The organism is Polaromonas sp. (assembly GCF_013817205.1).
GTDB lineage: Bacteria > Pseudomonadota > Gammaproteobacteria > Burkholderiales > Burkholderiaceae_C > Polaromonas.
The window spans coordinates 1-5830 of record NZ_JACDDD010000127.1 but is presented as its reverse complement, the minus strand read 5'-3'; the positions used below and the strand labels follow the sequence as shown (position 1 = coordinate 5830).

Annotated in this window: 7 protein-coding genes; all 7 read left to right on the top strand. The window is 63.5% G+C overall.

Translation table 11 applies throughout. The features are described from left to right. The first annotated feature begins 451 nt into the window (after nt 1-451). Nucleotides 452-682: a hypothetical protein gene (locus tag H0W47_RS18135; RefSeq protein ID WP_296926946.1), complete on the top strand. Its 231-nt coding sequence runs from the start codon at nt 452-454 to the stop codon at nt 680-682. A gap of 9 nt (nt 683-691) precedes the next feature. After that, nucleotides 692-1117: a nucleoside-diphosphate kinase gene (ndk, locus tag H0W47_RS18130; protein WP_296926944.1), complete on the top strand. Its 426-nt coding sequence runs from the start codon at nt 692-694 to the stop codon at nt 1115-1117. Between the two features lie 71 nt (nt 1118-1188). Next, complete coding sequence (gene rlmN, locus H0W47_RS18125) at nt 1189-2334, top strand: 23S rRNA (adenine(2503)-C(2))-methyltransferase RlmN (protein ID WP_296926942.1); 1146 nt, start codon at nt 1189-1191, stop codon at nt 2332-2334. Next, on the top strand, nt 2331-3140 hold the full coding sequence (pilW, locus tag H0W47_RS18120; RefSeq protein WP_296926940.1) for a type IV pilus biogenesis/stability protein PilW: 810 nt from the start codon (nt 2331-2333) through the stop codon (nt 3138-3140). Before rlmN ends, pilW begins: the two co-directional genes overlap by 4 nt. Further along, a complete protein-coding gene (locus H0W47_RS18115) occupies nt 3133-4047 on the top strand; it encodes a helix-turn-helix domain-containing protein (RefSeq protein ID WP_296926938.1) in 915 nt (304 codons plus the stop codon). The genes pilW and H0W47_RS18115 overlap by 8 nt, the downstream gene beginning before the upstream one ends. After that, entirely contained in the window at nt 4047-5318 is a 1272-nt protein-coding gene (gene ispG, locus H0W47_RS18110) for a flavodoxin-dependent (E)-4-hydroxy-3-methylbut-2-enyl-diphosphate synthase (protein WP_296926936.1), read from the top strand. Before H0W47_RS18115 ends, ispG begins: the two co-directional genes overlap by 1 nt. A gap of 7 nt (nt 5319-5325) precedes the next feature. After that, nucleotides 5326-5830: ATP phosphoribosyltransferase regulatory subunit (locus tag H0W47_RS18105; protein ID WP_296926934.1), on the top strand; the 505-nt coding region annotated here is incomplete at its 3' end.

The window sequence follows — 5830 nt, the reverse complement described above, 5'->3', positions numbered from 1 at the left end:
GGCGAGGACGCAGGCGTAGCGCGCCGGGGTCGTGGTCCGCGGCGCAATGAGAAAGCGCGTGGCGGGCGAGGCCGACCGGACGCCGGCGCGCCCCGGCCGCCGGAGCAGCAGGTCGCGACCGGGCAGGATGAAGGCGACGAACACGGACCGCATGAATTCCAGCCGCCGATGCCGCGCAGCGACGCGCCGCGTGACGCCAATCGGCGCCGAGGCGGCAAGGGCAGGGGTTCCGGCGGTGGCAATGGGGGTGGTGCGCCACGTTCGGGCCCGCCCGGGAATTTCGGCGGCAATTCCGGTCAGGGCCAGCGGCGCCGCGACGACGGCGGTGGCCGCGGAGACCGCGCCGACAAGGGCCCAGGTGGTGCGCAGCCCGATCCGATGAAGACTTCTTTCGGCTACATCGGCGCGGAAACCTTCACCCGCCAGCGCCAGGCGCAGGGCCAGAGGCGCGGTGGTGGCAATGGTCCGGCGGGTGGTGGCGGTGGCGCTCCGCGACGCGGCGGCCCGGGCGGGGGTGGCGGCAATCGCGGCGGCGGCAATCGTGGCAATGGTGGCGGAAACCGGGGTGGAAACCGCTGAATCCCCTTGCCGCTACGCGCCCTTGCGCAACAGGGCAATAGCCGGCGGGTTAAAATCAGAGGCTTTATTCGATTTGAATAAATCCAAAAAAATCAAGGTTTAAGGAAATCTCATGGCGATCGAACGCACTCTCTCCATCATCAAACCCGATGCAGTGGCAAAAAATGTCATTGGTCAAATCTACGCCCGTTTCGAGGCCGCAGGCCTGAAGGTGGTGGCTGCGCGCATGGCCCACCTGTCGCGCGGTGAAGCCGAAGCCTTTTATGCCGTGCACAAAGAGCGCCCCTTCTTCAAGGATCTGGTCGAATTCATGATCTCCGGCCCGGTCATGATTTCCGCGCTGGAAGGCGAAAATGCCATTCTGAAACACCGCGACCTGATGGGCGCCACGGACCCCAAGAAGGCGGCTGCCGGAACCATTCGCGCCGATTTTGCCGACAGCATCGACGCCAACGCCGTGCACGGCTCCGACGCGACTGAAACTGCCCAGATGGAGATCGGCTTCTTCTTCGCTGGCATGAACATTTACTCACGCTAGTTCAACATGCCCGCTCCCACGCATCGCTGTCCCGTTGTCGGGATGCCGCTTGCCCGGGGCGGTTTCCCGCAATGACCGCCAACCTGCTTGATTACGATCTGGAAGGGCTGGCGGCCTTTTGCGAAGGGCTCGGAGAAAAACGCTTCCGGGCCACGCAGCTTTTTCGCTGGATCCACCAGAAAGGCGCGACCGATTTTGCACAGATGACCGATCTGGCCAAATCGCTGCGCGAAAAACTCCCTGCGTCGGCCCACATCCCCAGCCTGAAGGTGGTCTCTCGCCATGATTCGGCCGATGGCACCATCAAATGGTTGTTCGATGTCGGTGCCGGCGATGTGATCGAGACCGTCTTTATTCCCGAGTCCGATCGCGGTACCCTGTGCATTTCCTCGCAGGCGGGTTGCGCTGTCGGTTGCCGCTTTTGTTCCACGGGACACCAGGGGTTCAGCCGCAACCTCACCACGGCCGAGATCATTGGTCAGTTGTGGTTCGCCGAACACTTTTTGCGCTTGCACCTCAGCCGCAGTGATCGTGTGGTGTCCAACGTCGTGATGATGGGCATGGGTGAGCCGCTGCAGAACTATTCCCAGCTGCTGCCGGCCTTGCGCGTGATGCTGGATGACCATGCCTATGGCCTGTCGCGCAGGCGTGTGACGGTGTCGACCTCGGGCGTGGTGCCCATGATGGACCGTCTCGCCAAGGACTGTCCAGTTGCTCTGGCGGTATCGCTGCATGCGCCGGAAGACGCGTTGCGCAGCAACTTGGTGCCGCTCAACAAGAAGTACCCGATTGCCGAATTGCTCGATGCCTGCGGACGCTACCAGGGCGCCGCGCCGCGAGATTTCATCACTTTTGAATACTGCATGCTCGATGGGGTCAACGACCAGGCCGAGCACGCCCACCAGCTGGTGGCCTTGATGCGAGAGCACGCCGTCAGCGGCCTGTCCTGCAAGTTCAACCTGATCCCGTTCAATCCCTTCCCGGCTTCTGGTCTGAAGCGCTCGGGGATGCCGCAGGTCATGGTTTTCGCGAAGATCCTGATGGATGCGGGCATGGTGACCACGGTGCGCAAGACACGCGGCGATGATATTGATGCGGCCTGCGGCCAGCTTGCGGGCGACGTGCAGGACCGCACCGGCGTGCAGCAGCGCATGGCGACACAGCGGCAGGGTATGCTCAAGGGCATCAAGGTAGTCTCCAGGGAGGTCGGTGTATGAAGCTTGTCCGCAACGTGATCTGGCTTTCCGCTTGCTGCATGGTCGTCCTGATGGCCGGTTGTGCCGGCAGTCCTGGTGCGTCGAGCGGCGCCAGCGGGCGGGGAGAGATCATGACGGAGTCGGACGAAACCGACGGACGCCGGCGTGCCCGCATCCGTCTGGAGCTCGCCGCCAATTATTTTCAGCAAGGCCAGACCAACGTGGCGCTGGATGAAATCAAGCAGGCGCTTGCGGCCGATCCGTCCTTTGCGGATGCGCACAATCTGCGCGGCCTAGTCTACATGCGGATGAACGATAACGCACTGGCTGAAGACAGTTTTCGCCGGGCCCTGGTCCTGAATCCACGAGATGGCGATGTCATGCACAACTATGGCTGGCTGCTGTGTCAGCAAGCGAAATACGGCGAGTCGTCAGCCATGTTTGCGCGCGCCATAGCGACACCCGGCTATGGCGGGCAACCTAAAACACTGATGACACAGGGTATTTGTCAGGTTCGTGCCGGCCAATTGGCAGAGGCTGAACGCAGCCTGTTGCAGTCCTACGAACTTGATGCGGGCAATCCGCTGACAGGCTACAACCTGGCCAACCTTCTGTTCCAGCGGGGCGATCTGAAGCGCTCGCAGTTTTACATTCGCCGCCTCAACAACAGCAATCTGGCGAATGCAGAAACGCTCTGGCTTGGCATCAAGGTGGAGCGGGCCTTGGGTGATCGCGAAGCCATGCTCCAACTGGCCAGCCAGTTGAGCAGGCGCTTCGGCGGGTCGCGCGAAGCGGCGGCTTATGCCAGGGGGGCCTTCAATGAATGAATTTGACGGCCAGGCTCCGGGCACCGCCGGGTCCCTGCTCAGGCAGGCCCGCGAAGCCGCTGGCTTGCATATCGCGGCTCTGGCGGTGGCCCTAAAGGTACCGGTCAAGAAGCTCGAAGCCCTGGAGGCCGACCGGCTGGACCTCCTGCCGGACGCGGTGTTTGTGCGTGCGCTGGCCTCCAGCGTATGCCGCAATCTTAAAATTGACGCCAGCGAGGTATTGGCGCTACTGCCCCAGACCGGTAAACCGCGGCTGGATTACCCGCACGCCAGCATCAATACCCCCTTCCGATCGCCCAGCGACGGGCCGGGCCCGTCGCTGTTGGCCCAGCTGTCGCGACCGGCAGTCCTGGCCGGCTTGCTGCTGCTGCTTGGCGCGCTGGTGCTGATCTTTTTGCCGGCCGTCCAGCAACAAAACATGAGGGTTCAGTCCACTGCGGAGCCTTTACCTGCAGTTGCGCCGACCGGCATGCAGCCGGCCCCGGGAAGTCCACCGCCTGCCTTCTCTGCGCCGCAGGCTGTGGGATCGGACAACCCGACGATTTCGACCCCAGTCGCCGACGCTGCGCCCACCATGGCGACCGGTATGGCGGTGGTGTCTGCGCTGTCCTCGGGGGTGGTTGGCCCGGCCGCAGTATCGGCGTTGCCTGTGGTGGCGCCGGCTCCCGCTGGCGGTGTTATTGTTTTTACGGCCAAGGGCGAGTCCTGGGTTGAAGTGACCGATGCGAAACGCGTGGTGGTGTTGCGGCGCACCCTGACCGCCGGCGAGGTGGCTGGCGCGTCCGGCGCCTTGCCGCTGTCGGCGGTGGTCGGCCGGGCCGACGCGACTCAGGTCCAGGTGCGCGGCCGGCCGTTCGACCTGAACGCCGTCAGCAAAGACAATGTTGCACGTTTTGAGGTGAAATAGTGGCGGACTGTTTACCGGTGGCGTCGGCGGCACCCAAGGCACGCACGTCCTCGCAGGCTCGGGTGGTGTGGGGTGCGCGCGTGGTCTCGGTCGGGGGCGACGCGCCGGTGCGCGTGCAGTCCATGACCAACACCGATACCGTCGATGCCATCGGCACTGCCATCCAGGTCAAGGAGCTCGCACTGGCCGGCTCGGAGATGGTCCGTATCACCGTCAACACGCCCGAAGCCGCCCAGGCCGTGCCCTACGTGCGTGAGCAGCTCGATCGCATGGGTATCGACGTGCCGCTGATCGGCGACTTTCATTACAACGGCCACCGGCTGCTGACAGATTACCCGGCCTGCGCCGAGGCCCTGTCCAAATACCGCATCAACCCCGGCAATGTGGGCAAGGGTGACAAGCACGACCGGCAGTTCGGCCAGATGATCGAGGCTGCCGTTCGCTGGAACAAGCCGGTGCGTATCGGTGTCAACTGGGGCAGCCTGGACCAGGAACTGCTCGCCAGCCTGATGGACGAAAACAGCCGCCGCGTCCAACCCTGGGACGCCAAACAGGTGATGTACGAGGCCCTGATCACCTCGGCCATCGATTCTGCTGCGCTGGCCGAGCAGATGGGCATGGACAAAAACCAGATCATCCTGTCCTGCAAGGTCAGCGGTGTGCAGGACCTGATCTCGGTGTACCGCGAACTGTCCAAACGCTCGCGCTACGCGCTGCACCTGGGCCTCACCGAAGCAGGTATGGGCACTAAGGGAACAGTGGCCTCCAGCGTGGCCCTGGCCGTGCTGCTGCAGGAGGGCATTGGCGATACCATCCGTGTATCGCTGACGCCCCAGCCCGGTGAAGCACGCACCCAGGAAGTGGTCGTCGCCTCGGAAATCCTTCAGGCGTTGGGACTTCGCAGCTTTGTGCCCAGCGTCACGGCTTGCCCCGGCTGCGGCCGCACCACCAGCACCACCTTCCAGGAACTGACCAAGGAAATCGATGACTTCCTGCGCGCCCAGATGCCGGTCTGGCGGGCGCAGTACCCGGGCGTCGAGAAACTCAAGGTCGCGGTGATGGGTTGCATCGTCAACGGACCGGGCGAAAGCAAACATGCCGACATCGGCATCAGCCTGCCGGGTTCCGGCGAGGCGCCGGCCGCGCCGGTCTACATCGATGGCGAGAAAAGCGTGACCCTGCGCGGCGACCGCATTGCGCAGGAGTTCCGGGTCATTGTCGAAAACTACATTGAAAAGCGCTTTGGCACGCAAGTCGCCCAAGCCGCTTAAAAAAACCATGGCTGAAAAACTGACTGCCGTCAAAGGCATGAACGACATATTGCCGCCCGATTCGGCGCGCTGGGAATGGTTTGAGGCCAAGGTGCGCGCGCTGATGGCGCGTTACGCCTATGCCAACGTGCGCACGCCGATCGTCGAGCCGACGGCGCTGTTCGTGCGTGGCCTCGGCGAAGTGACCGATATCGTGGAAAAGGAGATGTACTCCTTCGTGGACTCGATGAATGGCGACAGGCTCACGCTGCGTCCCGAGGCTACCGCCGGCATCGTGCGTGCGATGGTCGAGCACAACGCGCTGTACAACGGGCCGATGCGGGTCTGGTCGGCCGTGTCGCTGTTTCGCCATGAGCGGCCGCAGAAAGGGCGCTACCGCCAGTTCTACCAGATTGACGTCGAAGCGCTGGGCTTTGCGGGGCCGGACGTGGACGCTGAGCAGATCCTGATGTGCCGCGCATTGCTGCGCGATCTGGGCATCCCGATGGAGCATGTGCGACTTGAGCTGAACA

Excerpts from the sequence above, each read along its gene's own strand:
- H0W47_RS18115 (WP_296926938.1), top strand. The coding sequence starts at position 3,133 with ATGAATGAATTTGACGGCCAGGCTCCGGGCACCGCCGGGTCCCTGCTC.
- rlmN (WP_296926942.1), top strand. The coding sequence starts at position 1,189 with ATGACCGCCAACCTGCTTGATTACGATCTGGAAGGGCTGGCGGCCTTT.
- pilW (WP_296926940.1), top strand. The coding sequence starts at position 2,331 with ATGAAGCTTGTCCGCAACGTGATCTGGCTTTCCGCTTGCTGCATGGTC.
- ndk (WP_296926944.1), top strand. The coding sequence starts at position 692 with ATGGCGATCGAACGCACTCTCTCCATCATCAAACCCGATGCAGTGGCA.